The sequence below is a fragment of the Streptococcus sp. 5004 genome, assembly GCF_013276755.1.
GTDB lineage: Bacteria > Bacillota > Bacilli > Lactobacillales > Streptococcaceae > Streptococcus.
The window spans coordinates 45,563-70,202 of record NZ_VMLP01000024.1; the positions used below are offsets into that span (position 1 = coordinate 45,563).

The 24,640-nt window shown below is 39.9% G+C and carries 19 protein-coding genes, 1 tRNA gene, 1 other RNA gene and 6 pseudogenes; 2 read left to right on the forward strand and 25 right to left on the reverse strand.

The annotated features are described in order from the left end of the window. Positions 1 to 97 precede the first annotated feature (97 nt). Both HT685_RS08135 and polA read right to left on the reverse strand, forming a co-directional pair. Positions 98 to 535: a CoA-binding protein gene (locus HT685_RS08135; protein ID WP_173224619.1), complete on the reverse strand. Its 438-nt coding sequence runs from the start codon at positions 533 to 535 to the stop codon at positions 98 to 100. Between the two features lie 84 nt (positions 536 to 619). Then, positions 620 to 3,253: a DNA polymerase I gene (gene polA / locus HT685_RS08140; protein WP_173224616.1), complete on the reverse strand. Its 2,634-nt coding sequence runs from the start codon at positions 3,251 to 3,253 to the stop codon at positions 620 to 622. A 147-nt stretch (positions 3,254 to 3,400) separates the two neighbouring features. Here polA and HT685_RS08145 point away from each other — a divergent pair, with 147 nt between their 5' ends. Next, positions 3,401 to 4,300: an Rpn family recombination-promoting nuclease/putative transposase gene (locus HT685_RS08145; protein ID WP_173224613.1), complete on the forward strand. Its 900-nt coding sequence runs from the start codon at positions 3,401 to 3,403 to the stop codon at positions 4,298 to 4,300. Between the two features lie 158 nt (positions 4,301 to 4,458). On the opposite strand, the pseudogene tnpA reads toward HT685_RS08145, so the two are convergent. From tnpA to comW, 22 genes and pseudogenes are all read right to left on the reverse strand, one after another. Beyond that, positions 4,459 to 4,974 (reverse strand): annotated as a pseudogene (gene tnpA / locus HT685_RS08150) (IS200/IS605 family transposase). 278 nt (positions 4,975 to 5,252) lie between these two features. After that, positions 5,253 to 6,638, reverse strand: coding sequence for an LPXTG cell wall anchor domain-containing protein (locus HT685_RS10200; RefSeq protein WP_240148087.1), 1,386 nt, complete (start codon positions 6,636 to 6,638; stop codon positions 5,253 to 5,255). 127 nt (positions 6,639 to 6,765) lie between these two features. Continuing rightward, positions 6,766 to 8,376, reverse strand: coding sequence for an N-acetylmuramoyl-L-alanine amidase family protein (locus tag HT685_RS10310; protein ID WP_173224610.1), 1,611 nt, complete (start codon positions 8,374 to 8,376; stop codon positions 6,766 to 6,768). A gap of 143 nt (positions 8,377 to 8,519) precedes the next feature. Beyond that, positions 8,520 to 9,845 carry an N-acetylmuramoyl-L-alanine amidase family protein gene (locus tag HT685_RS08165; protein WP_173224605.1) on the reverse strand — a complete coding sequence of 442 codons (1,326 nt, stop codon included), beginning with the start codon at positions 9,843 to 9,845 and terminating at the stop codon, positions 8,520 to 8,522. Between the two features lie 145 nt (positions 9,846 to 9,990). Further along, positions 9,991 to 10,290: pseudogene (locus tag HT685_RS10215) on the reverse strand (N-acetylmuramoyl-L-alanine amidase family protein); the annotation flags it as partial. 1,135 nt (positions 10,291 to 11,425) lie between these two features. Then, a pseudogene (locus tag HT685_RS08175) lies at positions 11,426 to 11,920 on the reverse strand (hypothetical protein); the annotation flags it as partial. A gap of 4 nt (positions 11,921 to 11,924) precedes the next feature. Further along, positions 11,925 to 12,353, reverse strand: a pseudogene (locus HT685_RS08180) (hypothetical protein); the annotation flags it as partial. Between the two features lie 7 nt (positions 12,354 to 12,360). After that, the gene (locus HT685_RS08190) at positions 12,361 to 13,323 is read right to left on the reverse strand and encodes an Rpn family recombination-promoting nuclease/putative transposase (protein WP_173224594.1); all 963 of its coding nucleotides are present in this window, start codon (positions 13,321 to 13,323) and stop codon (positions 12,361 to 12,363) included. A gap of 184 nt (positions 13,324 to 13,507) precedes the next feature. Continuing rightward, positions 13,508 to 13,672 (reverse strand): hypothetical protein, encoded by a 165-nt coding sequence (locus tag HT685_RS08195; protein WP_004242079.1) that lies wholly within the window; start codon positions 13,670 to 13,672, stop codon positions 13,508 to 13,510. A 107-nt stretch (positions 13,673 to 13,779) separates the two neighbouring features. Next, positions 13,780 to 14,778, reverse strand: coding sequence for an Abi family protein (locus HT685_RS08200; protein WP_173224593.1), 999 nt, complete (start codon positions 14,776 to 14,778; stop codon positions 13,780 to 13,782). A 122-nt stretch (positions 14,779 to 14,900) separates the two neighbouring features. Beyond that, positions 14,901 to 15,289, reverse strand: a pseudogene (locus tag HT685_RS10220) (hypothetical protein); the annotation flags it as partial. Positions 15,290 to 15,302: 13 nt separating this feature from the next. Beyond that, positions 15,303 to 16,190: an Rpn family recombination-promoting nuclease/putative transposase gene (locus tag HT685_RS08210; protein WP_173224785.1), complete on the reverse strand. Its 888-nt coding sequence runs from the start codon at positions 16,188 to 16,190 to the stop codon at positions 15,303 to 15,305. A 118-nt stretch (positions 16,191 to 16,308) separates the two neighbouring features. Further along, positions 16,309 to 17,277 (reverse strand): ribose-phosphate diphosphokinase, encoded by a 969-nt coding sequence (locus tag HT685_RS08215; RefSeq protein WP_033680978.1) that lies wholly within the window; start codon positions 17,275 to 17,277, stop codon positions 16,309 to 16,311. A gap of 145 nt (positions 17,278 to 17,422) precedes the next feature. Next, entirely contained in the window at positions 17,423 to 18,238 is an 816-nt protein-coding gene (locus tag HT685_RS08220) for a PrsW family glutamic-type intramembrane protease (protein ID WP_173224591.1), read from the reverse strand. 24 nt (positions 18,239 to 18,262) lie between these two features. Next, the gene (locus HT685_RS08225; protein ID WP_173224589.1) at positions 18,263 to 18,760 is read right to left on the reverse strand and encodes a carbonic anhydrase; all 498 of its coding nucleotides are present in this window, start codon (positions 18,758 to 18,760) and stop codon (positions 18,263 to 18,265) included. Between the two features lie 72 nt (positions 18,761 to 18,832). Beyond that, on the reverse strand, positions 18,833 to 20,197 hold the full coding sequence (radA, locus tag HT685_RS08230) for a DNA repair protein RadA (protein ID WP_173224779.1): 1,365 nt from the start codon (positions 20,195 to 20,197) through the stop codon (positions 18,833 to 18,835). 10 nt (positions 20,198 to 20,207) lie between these two features. After that, positions 20,208 to 20,765, reverse strand: a complete 558-nt coding sequence (locus tag HT685_RS08235) for a histidine phosphatase family protein (RefSeq protein ID WP_173224587.1) — start codon at positions 20,763 to 20,765, stop codon at positions 20,208 to 20,210. Then, positions 20,725 to 21,168, reverse strand: a complete 444-nt coding sequence (locus HT685_RS08240) for a dUTP diphosphatase (protein ID WP_173224782.1) — start codon at positions 21,166 to 21,168, stop codon at positions 20,725 to 20,727. Before HT685_RS08240 ends, HT685_RS08235 begins: the two co-directional genes overlap by 41 nt. A 56-nt stretch (positions 21,169 to 21,224) precedes the next feature. Beyond that, positions 21,225 to 21,322, reverse strand: an RNA gene (ffs, locus tag HT685_RS08245) — signal recognition particle sRNA small type. A 32-nt stretch (positions 21,323 to 21,354) separates the two neighbouring features. Then, positions 21,355 to 21,822 carry a tRNA adenosine(34) deaminase TadA gene (tadA, locus tag HT685_RS08250; RefSeq protein WP_173224585.1) on the reverse strand — a complete coding sequence of 156 codons (468 nt, stop codon included), beginning with the start codon at positions 21,820 to 21,822 and terminating at the stop codon, positions 21,355 to 21,357. Positions 21,823 to 22,021: 199 nt separating this feature from the next. Beyond that, the gene (locus tag HT685_RS08255; RefSeq protein ID WP_173251393.1) at positions 22,022 to 23,308 is read right to left on the reverse strand and encodes an adenylosuccinate synthase; all 1,287 of its coding nucleotides are present in this window, start codon (positions 23,306 to 23,308) and stop codon (positions 22,022 to 22,024) included. Positions 23,309 to 23,538: 230 nt separating this feature from the next. Further along, positions 23,539 to 23,775, reverse strand: a complete 237-nt coding sequence (gene comW / locus HT685_RS08260) for a sigma(X)-activator ComW (RefSeq protein WP_173224583.1) — start codon at positions 23,773 to 23,775, stop codon at positions 23,539 to 23,541. 447 nt (positions 23,776 to 24,222) lie between these two features. Here comW and HT685_RS08265 point away from each other — a divergent pair. Further along, positions 24,223 to 24,459, forward strand: a pseudogene (locus tag HT685_RS08265) (transposase family protein); the annotation flags it as partial. Positions 24,460 to 24,535: 76 nt separating this feature from the next. On the opposite strand, the gene HT685_RS08270 reads toward HT685_RS08265, so the two are convergent. After that, positions 24,536 to 24,609: transfer RNA gene (locus HT685_RS08270), tRNA-Asn, on the reverse strand. Positions 24,610 to 24,640 lie beyond the last annotated feature (31 nt).

A 24,640-nucleotide genomic window follows, 5' to 3' on the forward strand; every position in this document is an offset into this window, starting at 1 on the left:
TACAACCTCAAAACAGTGTTTTGAGCAGCCTGCGGCTAGTTTGCTCTTTGACTTTCATTGAGTATAACACAAAAGGTAGCCCACCAGCTACCTTTTCTTATGCTTCCTCAATTAAGCGAGTATGTTCTCTCTTGATGCAGCGATTCATCACAATGTCATCGCATCCACCAGCACGCAAAATCTCTTCCGCTTCTAGACTTTCAAGTCCTAGCTGTGCCCAAAAAATCTTGGCATCAGCCTTGAGAAAATCACGCGCCACATCTGGCAAAAACTCACTGCGACGGTAAACATTGACAATATCTACAGGAAAAGGAATCTCCGCTAGGCTAGCATAAGCCTTCTCACCCAAGATTTCACCACCTGCCGCCTTGGGATTGACTGGGATGATTTTATAACCCCGAGCCTGCATTTCCTTGGTCACTCGATTGCTAGTTGTTTCTTCACGGTCTGACAAGCCCACCACAGCAAGGGTTTTACTCGCTGTTAGATACTGACGAATCACGCCATCACTTGGATTGATAAATTCTTGACTCATAGAAATCCTCCTTTTTCATCAGTATAGCACAATTTGAAAAGGCTTGCAGAATTCTACTACAAAAAAGGAGGACTAGCCCCCTTTTTATTTAGCCTCGTACCAGGTTGCCCCTTCATTCTCATCTGCGATAAGAGGAACACTGAGTTGAATGGCTTCTTCCATGGTTTGTTTCACCAATTTTTTCATCTCTACCAATTCAGATTTAGGCACTTCAAGGACGATTTCATCGTGCACTTGTAACAGCATCTTAGTCTGATAACCACCTGCAACCAAGGCTTTATCCAGCTGGATCATAGCAATCTTGAGAATATCTGCTGCCGAACCCTGGATAGGAGAGTTGATAGCTGTCCGCTCTGCAAAACCACGAATATTAAAGTTTCGCGAATTGATATCTGGCAACTCACGGCGACGCTTGAAGAGGGTCTCTACATAGCCCTTATCACGCGCCTCACGCACCACTTCATCCATATAGTTTTTAATACCTGGGAAGCGTTCAAAGTAGGTGTCAATGTAGTCTTTGGCTTCCTTACGACTAATACCCAGATTATTAGACAAACCAAAATCTGAAATCCCGTAAACCACTCCAAAGTTAACTGCCTTGGCATTGCGACGGTCGTTTGCAGTCACATCCTCAGGACGCTCAATGCCAAAGACCCGCATGGCTGTCGAAGTATGGATATCTGCCCCCTCTTGGAAAGCCTTAATCAAGTGCTCATCCTTAGAAATATGCGCCAAAACGCGTAATTCAATCTGTGAATAGTCCGAGCTGAGAAGGACACTATCCTCCCACTCTGGCACAAAAGCCTTACGAATGAGACGCCCCTGTTCCAAACGCACAGGAATATTTTGCAAGTTTGGATCCACACTAGACAGACGCCCAGTCTGAGTCAAATCCTGCACATAGCGCGTGTGGATCTTTCCATCAGCCAAAATCCAGTCCTGCAAGCCAATTACATAGGTAGATTGAATCTTAGCAATCTGACGGTAGTCAAGAATTTTCTTAACAATTGGCGCAATAGGAGCTAGACGCTCCAACACATCCACCGCTGTCGAGTATCCAGTTTTGGTTTTCTTAGTGTATTCTAGAGGAAGTCCCAATTTTTCAAAGAGAAGTACGCCCAACTGCTTAGGCGAGTTGATATTAAACTCCTCACCAGCCAGTTCGTAAATCTCCTGAGTTAGTTTTTCAATGACAAGCTCATTTTCAGCCTGCATCTCAAGCAAGGTTTCTTTTTTAACCTTAATCCCAGCGATTTCCATCTTGGCAAGGACAAAGGCCAGAGGTTGCTCTATATCATAAAGAAGCTCTAACTGCCCATTTTCGCTAAGTTTTTCAAGCAAAACAGGCTCTGTTTCGACCAACACAGCAAGCTTACGAGCCAAATGTTCCAAGAATTTCTCGCGTCCAGGAATGACCTTCTTGACTCCCTTACCATAGAAAGTCTCATCATCAACCAAATAAGTCTGACCATAAAGACTAGCGATGGTCGCAATTTCATTGTCCTCCACAGTCGAAAGGAGATATTTAGCCAAACGGCTGTCAAAAGCAGGCGCCTGCAAATCAATACCCAAACGATTCAAGAGAACTTTAGCCTTCTTAAAGTCATAAACTCTCAGAGGTGTTTTTTCTAGAAAATCCTTAAAAATAGGCTCTTGCAAAAGCTCAAGCTTGTCTGTGGCATAGAGCTTATCTCCACAAGACCAAGCAAAACCAACCAAATCATCCGTATGGTAATTCTCACCAAAAAGCTCAAAATGGAAGATAGACTCTTCAGTCAGCATATCTTGACTGATTTGGTCAACAATAGTAAAGTCCAAACTCTCAGCCACATCAGCTGACGACACATTTAAAGCCTGCTTGAGCTGTTTGAAGCCCATCTCATCGTAGAATTTCCCGAGATTTTCAACATCTGGACCACTATAGACCAAATCCTCCAAACCAATCTCAATCGGTGCCTTGGTATCAATGGTCGCCAGTGTTTTCGACAAAAAGGCCTGTTCCTTATCATTGATGAGATTTTCCTTCATCTTAGAAGTCTTCATCCCATCGATATTTTCATAAATACCCTCAAGCGAACCATGCTCCAGCAAGAGCTTGATACCCGTCTTTTCACCGATTTTGGTCACCCCAGGAATATTATCCGACTTATCTCCCATAAGCGCCTTAAGATCGATAAACTGAGTCGGTGTAATGCCCATCTTTTCCATAAGATATTCTGGCGTAAAGGCCTCAAACTCAGCCACACCTTTTTTGGAAATTTCAACCACCGTATGCTCATCCGTCAGCTGAATCAAGTCCTTGTCCCCACTGACAATGGTAATATCAAAACCATCTTGTTCAGCTAATTTATCTAGTGTCCCAATAATGTCATCCGCCTCATACTGAGCCAACTCATAGTGACGAATTCCCATATGATCCAACAACTCACGAATGAAAGGAAATTGCTCACGAAACTCATCAGGAGTCTTAGCCCGACCACCCTTATAGTCCGCATACATCTCTGTACGGAAGGTCGTCTTTCCCGCATCAAAAGCCACCAAAATATGACTCGGCTCAACCCGTTCCAACAAATGGCTCAACATCAACTGAAAGCCATAAATCGCATTGGTATGCAAACCAGCCGCATTCTTAAAACGGTCCAACTGTTGATAGAGCGCAAAAAACGCCCGAAAAGCAACAGAAGACCCATCAATCAATAATAATTTTTTCTTATCCATACACCCATTATAAAGGAAAGCACCAAAAAATACCATTGGAAAGAGCCAGAGCAAGTATTTTTCAAACTTTTTCCGAATAAATAGATAGTAGCAGTGAATCTAGCAAACTTAGATTTAAAACTGTGGTATAATAAAAGGAGGAAAAGGATGATTCTCAGACATCCGGGCATTAGCCCAACCAATGACTTGGTAGCTAAGAAAATCTTTAGCAACCCAGAAATCACTTGTCAGTTTATTCGCGATATGCTGGACTTGCCAGCAAAAAATGTGACGATTTTGGAGGGAAGTAACATTCACGTCTTGCCTTCCCTGCCGTACTCAGCGCAGGATTTTTACACTAGTATAGATGTTTTGGCTGAGTTGGACAATGGGACACAGGTTATCATTGAGATTCAAGTTCATCATCAAAATTTTTTCATCAATCGTCTGTGGGCTTATCTGTGCAGCCAGGTCAATCAAAACCTCGAAAAAATTCGCCAACGAGAAGGTGATACTCACCAGAGCTACAAGCATATCGCACCTGTTTACGCAATAGCTATTGTGGATAGTAATTATTTCCAAGATGATCTAGCTTTCCACAGTTTTAGCATGCGAGAAGATACGACGGGTGAAGTCTTAACCATCACCAATAATGGACAAGAAAACCATCTAGTCAAGATGGCATTCTTGGAATTAAAAAAATACAGAGAAACCAGCAAAGACGAGGTTCGCAAGCCGTGGTTAGAGTTTTTTGGGAACAAACCCTTTACCCAACAACCCGAGCGAGCTATCAGCCAAGCAGATCAACTGCTGGACTACAAGAGCTGGTCCGAGGAGGACAGGAAGATGTTTAGTCAACTACGTATGCGCGAAGAACAAGCATTATTGGCCCATGACTATGCCTTGGAACAAGCGGAGGAAAAGGGCTTAGAACGTGGTCGTGCGGAGGGGATTGAACAGGGATTAAAAGTAGGTTTAGTAAATCTAGTCCGCCAAGGTCTCCTGACTTCCGAGGTTGCCAGCCAGCAGTTGAGCATGACTGTCGCTGAGTTTGAAGCATTGTTATAAGATTATACAATCACTAATCATGACCACCCCTAAAACGGGTGGTTTGTACCAGGGCTATAAGCCCAAATTACCAGCCAGCGCCTAAAGACGCTGGCTTTCACTTTGTTCAAGCCTCATTGCTCTTGACTCGTCACTTGCCTCTTAAAGAGGCTTTAGTATTACTTACCACTATCCCTAAAGGGATCCTCATATTCTTTTACACTCAATTTATCTAGTGCTATATCATGCTTTACTCGTTCTTAAATATTCATACTCGTGAAGAAATCATCCACTGGATAATTTCTTTACTCTTGAATATATTTCTTAATTGTGGCTTCATTGAGTCCCACCGTACTCACATAATAACCTTCCGCCCAGAAATGCCGATTCCCAAACTTGTACTTGAGATTGGCGTGTTTGTCAAACATCATGAGTGCACTTTTTCCTTTTAAATAACCCATGAAACTCGAAACACTTATCCTTGGTGGAATACTTACTAACATGTGTACATGGTCTGGCATTAAGTGACCCTCGATAATTTCAACTCCTTTATAACTACACAAGCGATGAAATATTTCGCCTAAACTACTTCGATATTGATTATAGATAACTTTTCGTCTATACTTAGGGGTGAACACAATGTGATACTTACAATTCCACTTTGTGTGCGATAAACTATGAGCCTTTTGTGCCATATTTTTCTCCTTTCGCTTTACAATTGACTTGAACACCTTTATTGTATCGTGTTCGGAGTTTTTTTGGTATAACCTTCGACGCGCACCCGCATAGCGGGTGGTTCTTTTGTCTCGCACCTAGCGGAGCGAGACGGACTAATAGTCACATAATAAAAGCGAACAAGAATGAAATATTGTCTTGTTCACTTTTTATTTTCTACTATCCAACAAAACCCTCACGCGATTATATACACAAAAAGAGAAGGTAACAAGTCCTTCTCTTTCATATTTTTAACTAATTAGTTTTTGCGTTTCACAAATGGAAGGGCACCAAGGAGCAAGCCTAGGAATCCTAATGATGCAATTGCAGCATTATCTTTGCCACCAGTGTTTGGAAGTTCTTTCTTATCTTCTGCTTTTGCAGCTGGTGCTTGATAAGTGTTGTCTTGACTAGTACCTGCTACAGCTGGAGCTGTCGGTGCTGGTGTTTCAGCTGTTGGTGCAGCTGGAGTATCTGTTCCAGGAGCTGGTGTAGATGGTGTTGTTGAACCTGGTGTAACAGATGGTCTGTTAATAATATAGCGATCACCTGGATACTCCCCACCATTTGCCTGATGGTCTAGGTTACTGTTACCTGAATCAGAACCAGTTACTGGACCTTCGTATGGGTTAACTTCATTTACCGCTGGTTTTACACCATTTAAAGCAATATTAAGTTCTTCTTCTAATGCTGTAGTATCTTTTCCATCAGCTTTATCTTTTGCAATTTGACGACGTAGTACACGAACTTCTTCTGCTTCACGGTCTGCTACATATGAATAATAATCTTCATCTGCTTGTTCTAATGCAGCTTTAGCTTCTTTTGCTTCTTTTTCTGCTTGTTTTAATGTTTCTTCTGCATCTTTTAATGCTGCTTCAGCTTTTTCTAAATCAGCTCTTGCTGCTTCTCTATATTGATCAGCTTGTTCACCGTCAGCATCTTTATAGCTTGCTAATTCTTTTTCAAATTTTGCTTTAGCTTCTTTTGCAGCTGCTAATTCCTCTTGAGCTGCTTTCACATTTTCTTTAGCTGCTTCAACAGCTGCTTTAGCTTCTTCTCTATTAGATTCAGCTTCTTTTTCATCATGTTTAGCTGCAGCTAATCTTTCTTCTGCATCTTTAACATCTGTATTTTCTTCATCTAAACGTTTGTTGATTTTATCTTGAGCATCAGCGTCAATTCCACCATTGATTGGTTTAACTTCGGTAACTTCACCAGATTCGTTACGTTTTAATTCAGCACCTGGAGCAGGTTTTGCATCTTTAACTTCTACAGGTGCATAGTTTTCACCATATTTTCCTGGGTCTGCTTCATCTGATTCAGTCTTGCTAGCTTCTGCTAAGTCTTTTAGTACTTCTTCAGGTGTGATTTGTTTTTCATCAATAGCTTTTAATAAATCTTCTTTACCGATAGCTGCCTTAGCTTCTAAGATTGCTACTTCTTTATCTTTAATTTTATCATTTTTATTAATAGCTTCTTCAGCTTGTTTTTCTAACTCTGTAAAGTAATCAGCGACATCTTCTTTAGTCACAGCAGTTGAAGCTGCTTCTTCAGCCTTCACAACTGATGGGTGAGAAGCAAGGAAACCTGTCCCTAAAACAGCTACACTAGCCAAGCTAGCAGTGAAAAGTTTTTTCTTATCCATAAAGTATTTACCACCTCTAATATCTTTTTACTTTCATTGCACCATTTTCTTTCGGAGAAATCAAAAAATAACATCCCTATTGACAAAAAAATAAGAGGAATTTCCCCTTATTTCTTTATTATATTCATTATACCCACTCACCATTGGCATTTACTGTGTAACCATCGATAGTTGTGTTCACAGCCAATGCACCTGATGAATATGAGTAATACCATTTACCGCTAACTTGGTACCAACCTGTCTTCATAGCACCTGAGCCAGCAAGATAATACCATGTACCACCTTGCTTGAGCCAACCTGTTTGCATAGCACCTGAAGCATTGAGGTAATACCAGTTACCATCTAAAAGCTTCCAACCAGTCTGCATAGCACCTGAACCGTCAAGATAATACCATGTACCATTGTCTTTTATCCATCTAGTACCCATTTTACCTAAACTGTCAAAATGGTACCAACTACCATTTATAAATTTCCAGCCTGTCTGCATAGCACCTGAGTCGTTAAGATAGTACCAATTACCATCAACTTGTTTCCAACCAGTTTTCATCACACCAGTTTCATCCAAGTAATACCATGCCCCATCTTTGACCCAACCTGTCTTCATTCCATCTTCTTTAGAGAAATAATACCAATCCAGTCCAATTTTCTTCCATCCAACATGACGATTTCCCTCATCATCAATGAAGAATTTTTTACCATCAATTAAAACAAGACCTGGTTTAAGGACACCTTCCTCATCTAAGAAATAATGTTTCCCGTCTACTGTAATATCCCCTGTTAGACGAACACCTTCTTTTAGATAGTAAGTTTTATCAGCAATTTTGATAAAGCCAGTTTTCTTATCACCATTTTCAACAAAATAGTAAACCTTATCAGCAACTTTTACAAAGCCTAGCTTTTTAACACCATCTTTTTCATCTAAATAGTATTGCTTATCACCTGAAGTCAATAGACCTTTTTTCATAGCTCCATCAGCTTCAAAGTAGTAAGTCTTATCATCGATTTTTTGCCAACCACTAACCTTTTTACCATCCTTGATATAGTAGACTTTTCCGTTCTCTGTTTTGAACTGACCTGCCGCTGCAGACTGATTTTGGTTAGTATTAGTTGTTGAATTTGAGCGATAGATATGGTAAAGTGTATCACCTTTTAATTCACCAGTAACATAAGTATAGTTGGCAATATCCAGACGACTGGTATCAGAAGCTGCAGAGCCTGTACGTGGATCTTTAATATCAACTGGAACATCACTACCAGGTTTATATTCTACAAAACGAACTTTTTTTACTGGAGAATTAGAATTTGTTGTTGAGCCATTATTATTGTTTGCACCAGTACTATTTTGGTTATTATTCCCATTAGCATTACTAGTGCTACCATTGTTTTGGTTGTTATCTCTATGGTATGGATTGGTCTGAGTACCAGAATTCGTAGTACCTGTCGTAGCAGTAGGCGCATACATATGATACATAATACCATCTTCTTCTCTACTAGAAGTATAGATATAACTTGCAATTTCAGGGTGATTCTCAATAGATGCAGCTGTCACAGCAGCACCTGTAAGTGCAGCTTTGATATCTACAGGTCCACCATTTTTAAATGTTGCATAGTGGACTTCTTTAACCGTAGAAGTTGTTGAAGTCGTTGTTGCCCCTGTTTCGGCAGCTTTTACTTGTTGAACTGAAGCCATAGCTAGCACTGAAGTAGCTAGTAAGATACCTGTTAGTGTTTTCTTCATGAGAAGAACCTCCTTTATTAAATGGTTAAATTTATATAGATTATATCTCTTTCCTATAATAAATGCAATAAAAAAACATAAAAAGTGTAGAAATATTTAACAATAACAGAAAGAGAGCGGTTCAAACCACTCTCTTTGTTATTTTATACCCATTCACCGTTGGCATTTACATAGTAGCCACCGACTGTAGTATTTACTGCAAGGGCACCTGAACTATAAGCATAGTACCATTTACCACCAACTTGGAACCAGCCAGTTACCATAGCACCTGAACCTTTAAGGTAGTACCATGAATCACCTACTTTAGCCCAACCTGTTTGCATAGCACCTGAACTGTTTAAATAGTACCAAGTGCTACCATCTTGCAACCAGCCTGTTTGCATTTCGCCTGAACCATTTAGGTAGTACCAAGTGCTACCATCTTTAACCCACCATTTTTGCATGATGCCTTCAGCGTTAAAGTAATACCACTTACCACCATCTTGTAACCAGCCAACTTGACGTTTGCCTTCTTTATTTACATAAATCCAGTTACTATCAACTTTATTCCAGCCAGCTTTTGTATTAGATTCATCTGTTAAGAAATATGTTTTACCATCAACGGTAATTTCCCCAAACTTACGTTCACCTTCTTCAGTGACATAGTAATACTTATCGCCAGCACCCTTGATAAGACCTGTCTTACGCTCACCTTCTGTAGTAATGTAATACCATTTTCCAGCACTATCTTTTACAATACCTGACTTGGTTGTACCGTCTTCAGCAAAGAAGTACCATTTATCACCTACCTTATGCGCTCCAATTGTCACAACACCATCTTTGACAAAATAAGTTTTTCCATTTTCAGAGATAATCTCTGTCTTACGAGCTCCATCTGACACAAAATAATAGGTTTTTTCTCCTACTTTAATGAAACCAGTTTTCTTAACACCTTGTCCGTCTAGATAGTAACGTTCAGATGTGTTTTCAAGAACTCCGTGAGCCATAACACCTTCACTATCAAAATAGTAAGTTTTTCCATCAACATTAGCCCAACCTTTTACAGGATTTCCTTTATAGTAAAGATAACGATTACCAGCAGACACACGCCATTTTACATCTTTATCAGAAGTTTTATAGCCTTGAGTATTTAACTCACTGACAGACGCATCGGGATCGTTTACATAATCATCAATCTTTGTCCCTTTCTCAACGAATAAGTAGTATTTTCTTCCCCCTTCAACATAGGCACGTTGAAATTCAAATCCTTCAATTGTCGAATGTTTAGAGATCGGCTGATTCCCATCTTCAAAAAATACTGTCTTACGTTCTTGTGAACGACCATTAATCACTGTGATCCACTCAGTTCTATAAACAACTTCTTCCGCACTTACTGGACGAGCTGTAATTGCAGAGTAACTGGTTAAAACTGCTGCACTTGCCATTGTCAAGCTAGCTACTGCTAGGGCTAAAGCTTTTTTATTTTTCATATGAGCATTCTCCATGTTTAAAATTTTAGGTAATAAACCTAGTTTTATTGTATCTTATTTTTTAAAAAAATTCTAAAAAAAACTGAACTTTTTATGGAAAAAATAAAAAGCAGAAGAAATCTCCTGCTTTTTTGATTAAACTAGATTATTTAACCCATTCACCGTTTCCGTTTACAGTGTATCCACCTACAGTAGTATTAACTGCAAGGGCACCAGAACCGTCAACGTAGTACCATTTACCAGCAACTTCAAACCATTGGCTAGCTTTCATAGCACCTGATGCTTCAAGGAAGTACCATTTGCCACCGTGTTGCAACCAACCAGTTTCCATAGCACCTGAACCATTTAGGTAGTACCAAGTGTTACCATCTTTAACCCACCATTTTTGCATTACGCCTTCAGCGTTAAAGAAGTACCATTTACCGTCGATTTGTTTCCAACCAGTAACTTGTTTGTTGTTGTCATAGTAGTGCCAGCCGTTTTCACCTTGAACCCACTCAGTACGAACAACATTGTAGCTGTCAGTTTTTTCAATTTCAACTGATGCATTTACATACATATCATTATTTTCGTTACGTCCAACTGCATCTGCTGTAAATAGTGAAGATTTTGTTAGGCGCTCAGGTAAAAAGTAACCTTTTGGTACTGTCAAAATACGGTAAACCGCTACTCCACCCTCGTGTAATTCAAACTCAGCATCACCTGCTTCATTTGTCTTAGCACTTACAAGAGCTGGGGCATCTTTAACAGGTTTTCCACCTTGAGCATTCAAGAAATCTTCAGTAGTTTTGTAAACTAATAGCTCAAATTCAACACCTGCAACTGGTGCACCTTGTTTATCTTTAACGTTGATACGTCCATGTGTTCCATTTGTGAATGGTACAACCTTTTGAACTTTACCATCTTTAAGATTAAATTGGCTATCATATGGATTAGATACTTTATCCTTGAATTGATTGTTAGGATTAATTACCAAATAAGTATAAGTAGAACCATCTGCATATTGAACAGATACTACTTTATCTCCATTTGCTAGAACTTGTTCAGCACGGTTAGTTTCAGTTGCTTTTTCCACTTGTGAAGGATCGTAAGTTTTTTCAACTTTTCTAACTGATGCTGCTTCTTCAGGTGTCAATTGTCTGTCAGCTGAAACAGCTTGTACAGCACCAAATGCTGCAAGAGCGACTGCGCTTGTCAATAAAACTTTTTTCATCGTTTTATCTCCTTTATTTTTCTTTAAAATATTTTTTCGTAAGACTATCTTACTACCATACAGTATATAAATATTTGCAGGATTTGTCAAGGGTTTTCATCAACTTTTTACCTATTTTTTTCAAAAAAGGGGAAAAAACGTCTTTGTGAGATGAAATACTCTTCAAATACCGTATCTCACAAGTGAAAATCTCACAAATTTCTTAAACCCTGAGTCAAACCTCACATATCTAATCCATATCGATAGTTGGATAGAACTCACTTCCATGATATTATCCTATAACCCCTTCCAAATGTCAAGCAAAAATGACAAGTATTTTAGAAATAACTCGCCATTTCATTAACTTTCTACTATTTAAAATGTGACCTCATAGCAAGGACTCGAACTCAGCTACTGACATGCCCAATTGTTCACTCGCAACCTCGGATGTCAAAAGACCTTTATGTACTAGATTTACTAAACCTACTTTTAATCCCTCTTCAATGCCTTCTTCGCGCCCTTTTTCAATACCCTCTGCACGACCACGTTCAAGTCCACGCTCTAAACCTTGTTCAATACCTTCTGCTCGACTACGCTCAAGACCTCGTTCCAATCCCTGTTCAAGACCTTCCGCTCTAGCTGTTTCCAAAGCATAGTCCTGTGCCAACAAGGCTTGTTCTTCTCGCATACGTAGTTGACTAAACATCTTCCTGTCCTCCTCGGACCAGCTCTTGTAGTCCAGCAGTTGGTCTGCTTGGCTGATGGCTCGCTCGGGTTGTTGGGTAAAGGGTTTATTCCCAAAAAACTCCAACCACGGTTTGCGAACCTCGTCTTTGCTGGTTTCTCTGTATTTTCTTAATTCCAAGAACGCCATTACTATGATGACCTTATAAGAGTGCCTCAAACTCAGCTACTGACATACCCAATTGTTCACTCGCGAATTCGGAAGTTAAAACATGTTGGCGTACTAAATCTAGAAAGGTAAAGATTTTCCCACGCTCCAGTCCCTGTTCAACGCCTTCTGCTCGTCCTTGTTCAAGACCCTCTGCACGACCACGTTCAAGACCTCGCTCTAAACCTTTTTCGATTCCTTCCGCTCTAGCTGTTTCCAAGGCATAGTCATGAGCGAGTAAGGCTTGTTCTTCACGCCTGCGTTGTTCACTAAACATTCTCCTGTCCTCCTCGGACCAGCTCTTGTAGTCCAGCAGTTGGTCTGCTTGGCTGATGGCTCGCTCGGGTTCTTGGGTAAAGGGCTTGTTGCCGAAAAACTCCAACCATGGCTTGCGAACCTCATCTTTGCTGGTTTCTCTATATTTTTAGGTCTTATTTATGATGGTCTTTCAATAGTTCTTCAAACTCAGCCACGGTCATGCCTAATTGCTCACTCGCAACCTCAGGTGTTAGAAGACCTTGACGTACTAGATTTACTAAACCTACTTTTAATCCCTCTTCTCGCCCTTTTTCAATACCCTCTGCACGGCCACGTTCAAGTCCTTGTTCAATACCACGCTCCAGTCCCTGTTCAATACCTTCCGCCCTAGCTGTTTCCAAGGCATAGTCATGAGCGAGTAAGGCTTGTTCTTCACGCCTGCGTTGTTCACTAAACATTTTCCTATCCTCCTCGGACCAGCTTTTATAGTCTAGCAGTTGGTCTGCTTGGCTTATGGCTCGCTCAGGTTGTTGGGTAAAGGGCTTGTTACCGAAAAACTCCAACCATGGCTTGCGAACCTCGTCTTTGCTGGTTTCTCTATATTTTTTTAGTTCTAAGAACGCCATCTTAACTAAATGGTTTTCTTGTCCATTATTGGTGATGGTTAATATCTCACCTGTCGTGTCCTCTCGCATACTAAAACTGTGAAAGGCTAAATCATCTTGAAAATAATTACTGTCAACGATAGCAATAGCGTATACTGGTGCTATGTGTTTATAACTTTGGTGAGTGTTTCCTTCTTGTTGGCGAATTTTTTCGAGATTTTGATTGACCTGACTACACAGATACGCCCACAGGCGATTGATGAAAAAATTCTGATGATGAACTTGAATTTCAATGATAACCTGTGTTCCATTGTCCAACTCCGCCAAGACGTCTATACTGGTATAGAAATCCTGAGCCGAGTAAGGCAGGGAAGGCAAGACATGAATGTTACTTCCCTCCAAAATGGTCACATTTTTAGCTGGCAAGTCCAGCATATCGCGAATAAATTGACAAGTGATTTCTGGGTTGCTAAAGATTTTCTTAGCAACCAAATCATTAGTTGGGCTAATGCCCGGATGACGTAAGGTCATATTTCTTCTCCTTTCATTATAGCACATTTTTAAATCTAGGTTTACTAGATTCTCTGGCTCTATCTATTTATTCGGAAAAGAGACGAAAAAAAATAAAAGTTATTAAAATTATTGTTTATCCTTAATTTTGTCTGTATTAAAAAAGGTTTCGACACCTAATTTTTAAAATTAAAGCACACTGAATCTAGGAACGATTTGAATCATCTTGACCTGCTCTTGGTATTCTTGACTGAGTTTCCAAATCTTCTTTACAGACGGAAAGAGCATCATCGTGTTCCTTGATGATTCTGATTTTCTCACCTTGTTCAGCTATTACATCGTCCGCTATAGCGATTCCAAAATCTCGCATCTTATCCTTCATTCATCTTGGTAATCAACTTCTTAATGTTTGGTTTCTCATCTGGATTGTCAAAGATTCTCTGAATAATAGCTTGAGCAAATAAATCATTCCTTAGTTCAACCAATCCACAATATATCTTTCCAATTGCTTGGCAAACCAATCTTACTAGATAATATGATATTTGACTTTTCCATCAACTGTGCCTCTAAACTCATTAAAAAATCGTTCCAATCTTGAACAAAAGAATGTGAATGATGTTGTATAAGATTTTTCATAGCTAAAAGATAAGCAAATAAATCGTTATTATGGGTCTTTTTCTTTTTAGTCTCTGCATTCTTGTTTATTTGACGCAAATCAGCTGAAAAGAAACTTGGACTTGCTATTGTAAAATTTTGACCATATAGTCTTAAATGATGTGCTGTCCTATTTCTCATATACCATGTAGCTGAAACCCAGCCAAATAATTTACTCCGGATTTCTTCTCCATGAATTTTAGAATTTACCACACCAGTTGATAAAAATGTAGTATCTATCCAATACTCCCGGTACTCTTTTTTCAGTGCACTTATAAAACGAGTTGTTTCCCCAAAAGTCATCTCTTGAAAAAGAACCCAAATTGGAAATTTAGAACCTTTATTTTTGATATGATGCTGTATTGAAAGACTTTGATTCTCTGATAAATGTTTTTCTATAATTGAAATAAATTCGTGATATAATTCAGAGTTTTCATAAATAGTTTCATCCAAGTAACACTCACCTTTTTGATATTTTCCATTATATTGCTGACAAAGCGATTCAATAAAAGTTGATTTTATAAACTGCTCTAATCTACCAGAAAATATAAACAGAAACTGTGACAACCAGTCATTAAATTCATACAATAAAATCGCTGCTTGAAATTTTCCTTTATGAAGATTATCTGGAACCTGTTTAATAAAAGCAGAAAACGAATAGTAACTATGGCAACGTAAAAAATTTTTGGAATCTAGTTCCTCTTCAGGTGACATATCTAGCTTATCTGAAAGATAACTTACCAAATCTTCAAGAGGTAAAAATGCTTTCATTTCTCTCTTTAAATCTCTTGACAAAGAAATACTATTATCAGTTGTGTACATCATTAACCTTCTAAATCTATAAAAAAATGACTCCAGTTGCTATGAAACAGGGAGCAAAAGGAGTGCTTGTATCTAAATACTATACTATTCTATAAAAAAAGTCAAGTAAACTTGATATTTTTTCAATTTGTGTCTAATTGTTCACTCGCAAATTCGGAAGATAAAGCATGTTGGCGTACTAAATCTAGAAAGGCAAAGATTTATCCTTCAACTTTCCCACGCTCCAGTCCCTGTTCAAGACCCTCTGCACGGTCCGTTCAAAGCCTTGTTCTTCAGCTTGCTCCAAGGCATAGTCCTGTGCTAACAAGGCTTGTTATTCGCGCATACGTAGTTGGCTAAACATATTCCTGTCCTCCTCGGACCAGCTCTTGTAGTCCAGCAGTTGGTCTGCTTGGCTGATGGCTCGCTCGGGGTGCTGGGTAAAGGATTTATTCCCGAAAAACTCCAACCATGGCTTGCGAACCTCGTCTTTGCTGGTTTCTCTGTATTTTCTTAATTCCAAGAACGCCATTATTGTGACGTTCTTACAATAGTGCCTCAAACTCCGCTACTGACATACCCAATTGTTCACTCGCGAATTCGGAAGTTAAAACATGTTGGCGAACCATGTCTAAGAAGGCAAAAAGTTTCCCACGTTCTAACCCCTGTTCAATACCCTCTGCCCTAGCTGTTTCCAAGGCATAGTCATGAGCGAGTAAAGCTTGTTCTTCACGCCTGCGTTGTTCACTAAACATCTCCCTGTCCTCCTCGGACCAGCTCTTATAGTCTAGCAGTTGATCTGCTTGGCTGATAGCTCGCTCGGGTTGTTGGGTAAAGGGCTTGTTACCAAAAAACTCCAACCACGGCTTGCGAACCTTATCTTTGCTGGTTTCTCTGTATTTTTTTAATTCCAAGAATGCCATCTTTACCAGATGGTTTTCTTGACCATTGTTTGTGATGGTTAAGGCTTCACCTGTCGTGTCCTCTCGCATACTAAAGCTATGGAAAGCTTGATCATCTTGGAAGTAGTTACTATCTACAATTGCGATAGCGTATACTGGTGCGATGTGTTTGTAACTCTGGTGTGTATCACCTTCTCGTTGACGAATTTTTTCTAGGTTTTGATTGACCTGACTGCATAGGTAAGCCCACAGGCGATTGATGAAAAAATTCTGATGATGAACTTGGATTTCGATAATAACCTGCGTGCCATTGTCCAACTCAGCTAAGACGTCTATACTGGTATAGAAATCCTGCGCTGAGTAGGGCAGGGAAGGCAAGACATGAATATTACTTCCCTCCAAAATGGTTACATTTTTAGCTGGCAAGTCCAGCATATCGCGGATAAATTGACAAGTGATTTCCGGATTGCTAAAGATTTTCTTAGCTACCAAATCATTGGTCGGGCTAATGCCCGGATGTCTGAGAATTATATTTCCTCTCCTTTCATTATAGCACATTTTTAAATCTAGGTTTACTAGATTCACTGCTACTATCTATTTATTCGGAAAAGAGACGAAAAAAACCTGAGAATCATCTCAGGCTTGGTCATTAAATTTTTTTCTCAATACCGAAAAGTGGAGAAAGTGGTCGTTTTTCATGGATACGTACGATAGCATCACCTAGGAGATGAGCGATTGAAATCTGCTCAATCTTATCAATCAAACGCTCTTCTGGCAGATAGATGGTATCCAAAACAACCAATTTCTTAATAGCTGATTTTTGGATATTGTCCATAGCAGGACCAGAAAGAACTGGGTGCGTACAGCTTGCATAGACTTCAACAGCACCAGCTTCTGCAAGAGCATCTGCCGCATGACAAATCGTTCCAGCAGTATCAATCATATCATCAATCAAGATACAAGTCTTGCCTTCGACCTTGCCGATGATGTTCATGACTTCACTAGTATTCATCTTATCAACGCTACGACGTTTGTCAATGATAGCGATAGATGTTTTCAAAAATTCTGCCAACTTACGAGCACGAGTCACCCCTCCATGGTCTGGGCTGACAACCACATAGTCAGAACCAACCATGCCACGACGCTCAAAATAATCCGCAATCAGAGGAGCTCCCATCAAGTGATCCACAGGAATATCAAAGAATCCTTGAATCTGTGCAGCATGCAAGTCGATTGTCAATAAACGATCCACTCCAGCTACTTCAAGCATATTTGCGACAAGTTTTGAAGTGATTGGCTCACGCGCTCTCGCCTTTCTATCCTGACGTGCATACCCATAGTAAGGCATGACAACATTGACAGATTCTGCACTCGCACGCTTCAAAGCATCCACCATAATCAAAATTTCAAGCAGATTGTCATTTACAGGCGAACTAGTTGATTGTAGGATAAAGACGTGTTTCCCACGGATTGATTCTTCGATGTTGACCTGAATCTCTCCATCTGAAAATTGGCGAACACTTGATTTTCCCAACTCTATCCCAATCTCCTGCGCCACACGTTCTGCCAATTCTTTATTAGAAGAAAGGGCAAACAGCTTTAAATCAGAAAAAGACATGATTTCCTCCGGTATATATGTATCGCTTGTGCTTTTCACAAGATTTTTCCATCTACCATTGTAGCGCTTTTTGCACTATTTTTCAATCAAAAATAAAAGAAGGGCAACATATTTGTACCCTTGCATCATTCTTTTGAAAAATATTCTAGTTCATTATCTCATCGTGCTTCTCAACAAAGCGATAAGCCTGATAAAAACCGTAAAGAGCAATAGCTGTAACTACTGGAATCGCTAATGGCAACTCTGTCTCCAATTCAACAAAAGGAGAGTTAAACAAGAAATGAATTCCCAAGGCTAAACCTAGGAAAATAATCCCCTCTTTCTTGCCAGCCTTCTGCCCTTTATAGGCTCTGTAAAGCAAGTAAACACCTACTACAGCCAGACCTGAAAAAGTCCAGTGAGAGGCAATTCCTGAGATGATACGCTCTAAAATCCTCGCAATAGTAAAGTCAAATCCCTCTGGCAAATCCGTACGAATATAGCCAATATCCTCAATCATCTGGAATCCCAAACCAGAAGCAATCCCAAGTAAAAACAAAGATTTTAATTTTCGCACGGGAATCAAAGCTAAAACAAAAACAAGTGGCAACAATTTCAAGGGTTCTTCTACCAAAGGAGCCACAATAGCACTTTCAAAGGCATTTAAAAATCCACTATCTGGGAAAAGAATACCCAGCAAATCATGGATATAGGTATTAGCAAAACTAGATAGCCAGCCTGAAAGGAACATCCCACCCAATAAAGACAAAATCAAGGCCTTCTTTGGTAATTCCCATTTTTTCCCAATACGGAAAAGGAAATAAAGAGCCGGAATCATGTAAAAGAGAGCTAGAAAGATAGAAACTCCCATTAGTCCATATTCCGCAGCTGACATCGAACCATCCGTATAGTAGATAGTTTCATACTGCAAACCAATACATAGCAATAACATAAAAATAAATAAAATACTGTTTTTCTTCATACACTTTCTTTCTAAATGAAGTATTTATAATTCTACGACTGTCATACTTCCTGTATCTACATCATAAATGGCACCAGAGATAATGACATCATCTGGTATTAGGGGAGACTTGATAAGGAGTTGCATGTCCTCACGTACACTCTCCTCTATATCTTGAAAGGGCAAGAAGTCCTGGCCTGACACATCGACACCTAGTTCCTCTTTCAGATACTCCTGAAAAGGACCATTTTCAAAGGTCTGAGCACCACAGTCTGTATGGTGCAATACCACAATCTCTCTTGTCCCCATTTGTTGCTGGGAAATCACCAGCGAACGAATCATGTCCTCAGTCACTCGACCACCTGCATTCCGCAAGATATGAGCATCCCCAAGTGCCAATCCCAAAGCTGGCGCAACGTGCAAACGAGAGTCCATACAGGTCACAATGGCTACTCTAGTTTTGGGTTTAAGTGGTAGATTTAACTGCCCATGTAGGGCAACATAAGCCTGATTGGCTTGCATAAACTGTTCAAAATACGACACGATTCCCTCCTCGAAAATTTGATAGTCAAATATTTCTCCTATCTTATCATTTTTAAGAGGATTTGTCACGGATTATGCAAAGACCTTTTTCAAAACTTCCTGAATCGTTGTTACGCCAATGACCTGAATTTCCTTGGGCGGAGTGATTCCTGTCAAGGAATTTTTGGGTACATAAATCTTAGTAAAGCCCAATTTAGCAGCTTCGTTGATACGTTGTTCGATACGATTCACGCGCCGAATCTCTCCTGTCAAGCCCAGTTCTCCCACAAAACATTCCTGAGGATTAGTTGGCTTGTCTTTATAGCTCGAAGCAATGGCAACTGCAACTGCCAAGTCAATGGCAGGTTCATCCAATTTGACACCGCCAGCAGATTTGAGATAGGCGTCCTGATTTTGCAAGAGAAGACCTGCACGCTTTTCCAAAACAGCCATAATCAAGCTAGCACGATTAAAATCAAGTCCCGTCGTCGTACGCTTAGCATTTCCAAACATGGTCGGTGTTACCAAAGCCTGAACCTCCGCCAAAATCGGACGCGTCCCTTCCATGGTCACAACGATAGAGGAACCAGTCGCCCCATCCAAACGCTCTTCTAAGAAAACTTGACTCGGATTGAGGACCTCAACCAAACCGCCCGACTGCATCTCAAAAATCCCAATCTCATTAGTGGAACCAAAACGGTTTTTGACTGCCCTCAAGATACGAAAGGTATGGTGGCGCTCCCCTTCAAAGTAAAGCACCGTATCCACCATATGCTCCAACATTCTCGGCCCAGCCAAGGTTCCTTCCTTGGTCACATGACCTACGATAAAGATGGCAATGTTATTGGTTTTGGCCAGCTGCATAAGTTCAGCCGTCACCTCACGCACTTGAGAAACAGACCCCTGCACCCCTGAAATCTCAGGAGACATAATGGTTTGGATAGAGTCAATAACGAGGAAGTCTGGCTGGATTCTCTCTACCTCTGCGCGAACACTTTGCATATTGGTCTCTGCATAGAGATAAAACTCACTATCAATATCTCCCAAGCGTTCCGCTCGCAACTTGATTTGCTGGGCAGACTCCTCCCCACTGACGTAGAGAACCGTCCCCACTTGAGACAGCTGGGTTGAGACTTGTAAAAGAAGGGTTGATTTCCCAATCCCAGGATCCCCACCTATGAGAACGAGACTTCCTGGTACCACTCCACCTCCAAGTACACGATTAAATTCCTCCATCTCCGTCTTGGTTCGATTGACATTGATTGAAGTCACTTCAGCCAGTTTCATGGGCTTGGTTTTCTCACCTGTCAAGGACACACGCGCATTCTTGACCTCGGCAACCTCAACCTCTTCTACAAAAGAAGACCAAGACCCACAGTTAGGGCAACGCCCCAGATATTTAGGGGAATTATACCCACAATTTTGACATACAAATGTCGCTTTTTTCTTTGCGATGATAAACCTCTTTCTATATCTCTAACTCACACTCAATCACTTGGCAAAAATCAATCTTCTCATTTGGCACAAACTGGCGCATAAGCATGTTGTGAGTTACCACTATCACGGTCTGGTAATCTCGATACTTAGCCATGCATTCTAGAAAACGAGACTTCATTTCCGTAGCTGTCTCATATTGAATAGGACTATTAGGAAGTAACTCCCCCTTGTTTTCTAGAAACATAGTACGAGCTTTTTCAAAATTATCTGTGCTACTTTCATAGACCTGCCATTCATGCAATAATGGCTCCACTCTCAAAGGAAGTCCCGTAGCACAAACTACATAAGAAGCCGTTTCTAAAGCTCTTGTGACTGCAGAAGATATGATTATTTCAGCTGAAAGGAGTAAAGGATTGGTGCTCAGTTCCTGAGCTTGCTGCCGTCCCTTCTCAGACAAGGGCGCCAAATCTATCCCAAATCCCGTATAAGAACGCTCCTCTAACTCACGATAATCTGGCTCCCCGTGACGTACAAAGATAATCTTCATTCTAGTGCCCAGTCGATCCAAATCCACCAGTTCGAACGCCATCAGCCGCATCTCCATCTGCGATTAAGAAAGGTGCAAAGACAGCCTGGACAACACGTTCCCCAACTTCAAGAATAACCTCTTGGTCTGTGATATTCTTCATCTGCGCAAAAATATGCCCTTCATTCCCAGGATTTCCATAATAATCCCCGTCAACGACCCCAACTGAATTAATTAAAACCAAGCCCTTCTTACGAGGGTTTGAAGAACGATCATAGAGGTAGAGAACCTCAGTCGGCTGCATATAAGCCTTAACCCCTGTCGGAACTAATACAATCTCTCCTGGCGCAATAACCATACGTACTGCAACCTTTAAGTCGTAACCAGCCGCATGCGCTGTCTCACGCTTGGGCAATAAACTTTCATCTGTAAAACTAGAAACCAATTCAAAACCACGAATTTTCATCATCTTCTCTTTTCTATTATCATTTATTCTAGATTATTCTATCTTATTTATTCGGAAAAAGCACGAAAAAAAGAGCACACAATTCAAATCGCTTAGGGCTGCTGGATTCCTCCCCTGACCCGCTTCACGCAGAACTGTTGCTCCACTATTTATTATATCACATTCCTATTCATTTTAAAAGCAAAATTATTTTTTCCGTCTATTTCTAAAAAAGTCCTGCATAATAGCTGCGCATTCATCTTCCAAAATTCCCGTTTCAACCTCCACACGATGATTGAGACGCTCATCTGTCAAGATATCGTACAAACTCCCAGCAGCGCCAAATTTATGGTTTTTAGCCCCGTAGACCACGTTTGGAATACGGGCAAGTCCAATCGCCCCACTACACATGACACAAGGCTCAATGGTCACAAAAAGCGTGCAATCAAGTAAGCGCCAGCTCTCCTCACTCAGATTCGCATTCTCTATGGCCATAATTTCCGCATGCATAACTGCTCGCTGCAGTTCCTCACGCGCATTATGCCCGCGACCAATGATTTCTCCATCCTTGACAATCACACAACCAATTGGAATTTCATCGTGTTCAAGAGCAATCTTAGCCTCTCTCAAAGCTTCCCTCATAAAGACTTCTTTTTCTTCAACTGTATAATTCATCAATTTCCCTTTTTCTACTTGTCAGTTTTATTATTATATCATGAATCCTAACACAAAAAAAGCCACCGAATGCGGTGACTTTATAGGGAGATTATTATGAAAAAGAAAAGTTTAGGATATTTGTTACAACAAGTTAGGAGGTCTTCTTGTAACTGTCTATAGTATACCCGACCTATCTTAAACAAATCTTAAAAATCTCTTACGACCAAACACTTTCTAAAATATTTGTTTGTTCACGACCAGGACCTACTGAGAAAGTAGAAATACGAACGCCAACCAATTCACTCACACGACGAACATAGTTACGCGCATTCTCAGGAAGATCTTCCAAATTACGAACTCCAGTAATATCTTCTGACCAACCTGGCAACTCTTCATAGATAGGCTTGCAACGTTTCAATTGCTCAAGACTAGCTGGATAGTAGTCAATACGTTGACCATCAAGATCATAGGCCACACAGATTTTCACTGTATCTAAACCACTCAAAACATCGATAGAGTTCAATGAAAGGTTAGTAATACCAGAAACGCGACGGCTATGGCGCATCACAACTGAATCAAACCATCCCACACGACGTGGACGACCAGTTGTTGTACCATATTCATGACCGACTTCACGGATACGTTCTCCCACTTCATCAAACAACTCAGTTGGGAAAGGACCGTCTCCAACACGACTCGTATAGGCTTTACATACACCAACAACCTTGTCAATCTTGCTTGGACCGACACCAGAACCAATTGTCACACCACCAGCTACAGGGTTTGATGACGTAACAAATGGATAGGTACCTTGGTCGATATCGAGCATAACTCCTTGTGCACCTTCAAAAAGCACACGTTTACCGTTATCAAGCGCATCATTCAAAATGACAGATGTGTCTGTCACATATTTCTTGATTTGTTGACCATATTCGTAATACTCTTCAAAAATATCATCGAAAGCAATAGCTTTACTGTCATACAATTTTTCAAAAAGACGATTCTTTTCAGCAAGGTTACGTTCTAAACGCTCACGGAAAATATCTTTATCCAAAAGATCTGCAATACGAATCCCAACACGAGCAGCCTTGTCCATATAAGCTGGACCAATTCCCTTGATTGTAGTCCCAATCTTATTGTCGCCCTTAGCTTCTTCTTGCAAACGGTCTAACTCGATATGATAAGGCAAAATAACATGCGCGCGATCAGAAATACGGAAGTTATCAGTTGTAACACCTTCCTCATGAAGATAACTCAACTCTTTCACAAGAGATTTAGGATTTACAACCATACCATTCCCAATAACAGAGATTTTTTCAGGGAAGAAAATTCCAGATGGAATCAAGTGTAACTTAAATTTCTTACCATCGATCACAATCGTGTGACCTGCATTATCACCACCTTGGTAACGTGCAATCACTTCTGCATTCGCTGAAAGGAAGTCTGTAATCTTCCCTTTACCTTCATCACCCCATTGGGTACCTACAACAACAACTGAAGTCATAATCTTGTCTGAGCCCTCAGGCTCTTCCTTTCTCACATACATGGCAGGAATCTCACCCGCAATTATATCTTACAATTTATTATAAGAAAAAATCGCCTTTTTATCAAGAAGAAACAATAGAAAGATTTGCTATTTCCAACTATTAAAAAATGTTTTAGAAAAAATTCCGGCTATTTATCATTATTTTCCCATAAAAAGTTAAATTTGTTCGGAAATTAACTCATACTGTCTCAACAAGCAACAAAACCTTGTTTCATTATCAATTTTTCAAGATACAAACGATAAGAAACACGATAATGGTAAACAATAAAATCCCTACGACACCCAATGCCATATCGAACTAAATAATAAATCAAAAATTTAAAATGAAAATGTTCCCAGTCAAAATTATCACCAAATACAGTACCATACTCTTCTTCAATATTTCTATAAAAATCCGCCATCTGCTCATAAATTTTTTGTAACATAATCAAATACTCCTTTTCTTTTTTATGAACTTATTCTAACAAAAAATTTTACACATTCACTATCAATTCCTGAATTGTTAAAATACCAATCTCAACAAGAGAAAAAATAGGAAAAGTTGACAGAATAGAATAAATACCTTACATCAAAAACAAACTATTAAATCCCTAAAAATAAAAAATTCCTATAAATGATTTACAAAATTATCCTTTAAATGATTTACAAAATTATCCTTATTACAAATCATCCTGTACGGTTACCATTGCATTGAATCTTTCTCAGTTTAAGCTATAAAGTGATTGAATAGAAATGAAGCACTTTTTAGGGTAGAAAAAAATTCCATAAGATTTATAATGAAAAGGTACCAAACCATCATTAGAAAGAATCATATGGAACAATTACACTTTATCACAAAATTACTAGAGCTTACAGACACTAATTTCTAAATTATGGATATCATCAATAGGGGGACACATAAGGAAATCATCGCTAAACTGGACTACGATGCTCCGTCTTGCCCTGAGTGTGGAAGTCAAATGAAGAAATATGACTTTCAAAAACATTCTAAGATTTCTTACCTCGAAACGACTGGTATGTCTACTAGAAATCTACTTAGAGAGCGTCGATTCAAGTGCTATCACTGTTCAAAAATGATGATGTCTGAAACTTCTATCGTCAAGAAAAATATCTCGCTTCATTAGGTGCGAGATAGATTATTAATTATATAACAAAAAAGAGGTCAAAACCTCCTTTAATTAACTACTCCGCCAGTAGGACTCGAACCTACGACATCATGATTAACAGTCATGCGCTACTACCAACTGAGCTATGGCGGAATAAAGCTAAGCGACTTCCATATCTCACAGG

Excerpts from the sequence above, each read along its gene's own strand:
- HT685_RS08135 (WP_173224619.1), bottom strand. The coding sequence starts at position 535 with ATGAGTCAAGAATTTATCAATCCAAGTGATGGCGTGATTCGTCAGTAT.
- polA (WP_173224616.1), bottom strand. The coding sequence starts at position 3,253 with ATGGATAAGAAAAAATTATTATTGATTGATGGGTCTTCTGTTGCTTTT.
- HT685_RS08145 (WP_173224613.1), top strand. The coding sequence starts at position 3,401 with ATGATTCTCAGACATCCGGGCATTAGCCCAACCAATGACTTGGTAGCT.
- HT685_RS10200 (WP_240148087.1), bottom strand. The coding sequence starts at position 6,638 with ATGGATAAGAAAAAACTTTTCACTGCTAGCTTGGCTAGTGTAGCTGTT.
- HT685_RS10310 (WP_173224610.1), bottom strand. The coding sequence starts at position 8,376 with ATGAAGAAAACACTAACAGGTATCTTACTAGCTACTTCAGTGCTAGCT.
- HT685_RS08165 (WP_173224605.1), bottom strand. The coding sequence starts at position 9,845 with ATGAAAAATAAAAAAGCTTTAGCCCTAGCAGTAGCTAGCTTGACAATG.
- HT685_RS08190 (WP_173224594.1), bottom strand. The coding sequence starts at position 13,323 with ATGACCTTACGTCATCCGGGCATTAGCCCAACTAATGATTTGGTTGCT.
- HT685_RS08195 (WP_004242079.1), bottom strand. The coding sequence starts at position 13,672 with ATGCGAGATTTTGGAATCGCTATAGCGGACGATGTAATAGCTGAACAA.
- HT685_RS08200 (WP_173224593.1), bottom strand. The coding sequence starts at position 14,778 with ATGTACACAACTGATAATAGTATTTCTTTGTCAAGAGATTTAAAGAGA.
- HT685_RS08215 (WP_033680978.1), bottom strand. The coding sequence starts at position 17,277 with ATGTCTTTTTCTGATTTAAAGCTGTTTGCCCTTTCTTCTAATAAAGAA.
- HT685_RS08220 (WP_173224591.1), bottom strand. The coding sequence starts at position 18,238 with ATGAAGAAAAACAGTATTTTATTTATTTTTATGTTATTGCTATGTATT.
- HT685_RS08235 (WP_173224587.1), bottom strand. The coding sequence starts at position 20,765 with ATGGCGTTCGAACTGGTGGATTTGGATCGACTGGGCACTAGAATGAAG.
- HT685_RS08240 (WP_173224782.1), bottom strand. The coding sequence starts at position 21,168 with ATGAAAATTCGTGGTTTTGAATTGGTTTCTAGTTTTACAGATGAAAGT.
- tadA (WP_173224585.1), bottom strand. The coding sequence starts at position 21,822 with ATGAATTATACAGTTGAAGAAAAAGAAGTCTTTATGAGGGAAGCTTTG.
- HT685_RS08255 (WP_173251393.1), bottom strand. The coding sequence starts at position 23,308 with ATGACTTCAGTTGTTGTTGTAGGTACCCAATGGGGTGATGAAGGTAAA.
- comW (WP_173224583.1), bottom strand. The coding sequence starts at position 23,775 with ATGTTACAAAAAATTTATGAGCAGATGGCGGATTTTTATAGAAATATT.